Source organism: Curvivirga aplysinae, from assembly GCF_009711445.1.
Taxonomy (GTDB): Bacteria; Pseudomonadota; Alphaproteobacteria; order UBA8366; family Aestuariispiraceae; genus Curvivirga; species Curvivirga aplysinae.
On record NZ_SMMC01000020.1, the window covers coordinates 1 to 1,636 of the forward strand.

Genomic DNA, 1,636 nt, shown 5'->3' on the forward strand with positions numbered 1-1,636 from the left:
CTTACTAAATACATTATAATAACTTTTAAATTTTAATGGCGGTTGAAGTATATGTAATCTGTGAAGATAGCCGCCTAACTGAGCTTCATAACGTGTATTGATTGTATTCAGAGGAACTGTATCAATACGACCATTTAATAATTTAGTTATTTGAAGGCTATTTTTTGCAACCTTGTCTAAGGTTAAATTTGAAGACCAGAAACGATCTGTATATGATATCCCCTCAGTAGCCCCCACACGAAAGCCTATTAAATCTTCCAAGTGACCAGATCTGAATTCGTTCGCTCTATCAGCCCGAACAAAAAAGTTCCATGTAATATCGATATAAGAAATATCAGGATATATTAAGAATTTTTCACGCTCTAAATTTCGTGAAAACAGAAGCAACATATCTGCGCGACCCTGCTTAGCCTCAAGCAGCAATCTATTGTCAGACTCAATCAGCTCAATACGATATGGAATTTTCTCAGATTCAAAAAAAAGCTTAACGATATCGGCATCTATTCCCGCAGGTTTATTATCTTGCATAAATTTATGTGGTATCTGTGGATTTGCCATAACAACAAACTCAGATACTTTTAAATTTCTGGATTTTGCGTCAGCATCTGAGGCTAGAAAAGCAATTATGATCAAGCATGAAAAAAATAGAGTTTTGCGGAGCATTAGAAAGTTATCATCTAAATTTATATATCTCAAATTCTTCCTCCGGCTTTTATAGGTCATTTCAAACCTAATTCGCTATAATGCTAAACCTTCCCCCTAAAAAGCGACTAATTTAATGTTGCCATCAAGATGTCATATCGACCATCCTCACGATATCGCCTTAGTTTCTCATTAAAAAGTCGAACAATTTCCTCACTTGTCTCGACCCTTCTTGGAAAGAGTACATAGGAATGATTATTCAAAAACGGCTTGGGATGATGCGTAATACGTGCCTGATCCTCTATAGAAAGATATCGTCTTAAATCAGCATAGCCTACATTTATCTCTTGAGGGAACAGAGAGATGCGTCCTGTTAAAAGCTTCCTGAAATTTAAGTGAACATCTCCCAAACGTTCTATCCTAATAAGACCGGCCTCAATAGCTGCATCAAAAGCAGGCCCATAACTATACTTCGTCCCGCCGCCTATCCGATATTTTTCGATATCTTTGAGTGTCTTCCAATCAAAAGAAATATCTGTATTGTAAAAAAACACAAACTGTTCTGTCAAAATGGCGTCACTATAAATGAAATCTTCTTCTCTCTCCGCTTTATGCATCCAGACACCTGTTGCAGTATGAGCCCCTCTTGAGGTTTCTTCATAAGCGCGCCCCCATGGCAAAAACCTAAACTTAGCTTCTATCCCAATATCTTGAAAAATTTCCGTTATCGCCTGAGCCATAATACCGCCTTGAGGCAAATCCTCCGAGAGATAGGGGGGCCATTCTCCGACGGCGATCTCCACTTCGTCTAAGTCAGTCGTAATATTTTCAGAATGTGCATCAGATAACAGCCCCAGCATCAAAATTATGGGGAAGAGAATTAAATAGTTTATTTTGAACTTAACAATGGGCAATGTCAGGCCATTTCTCCAAGTGTAACAACTATCATATGCAAGTGTAGCACATGGTCTTTAAACTGTATATCTCCCCCCCC

2 protein-coding genes are annotated in these 1,636 nt (G+C 38.2%); both read right to left on the bottom strand.

The genetic code is table 11. From position 1 onward, the window contains the following. A partial coding sequence (locus tag E1160_RS00110; RefSeq protein WP_155152961.1) for a substrate-binding periplasmic protein occupies positions 1–723 on the bottom strand: 723 nt, incomplete at its 3' end. Between the two features lie 47 nt (positions 724–770). Then, positions 771–1,502 carry a substrate-binding periplasmic protein gene (locus E1160_RS00115; protein WP_155152962.1) on the bottom strand — a complete coding sequence of 244 codons (732 nt, stop codon included), beginning with the start codon at positions 1,500–1,502 and terminating at the stop codon, positions 771–773. Positions 1,503–1,636: the final 134 nt, after the last annotated feature.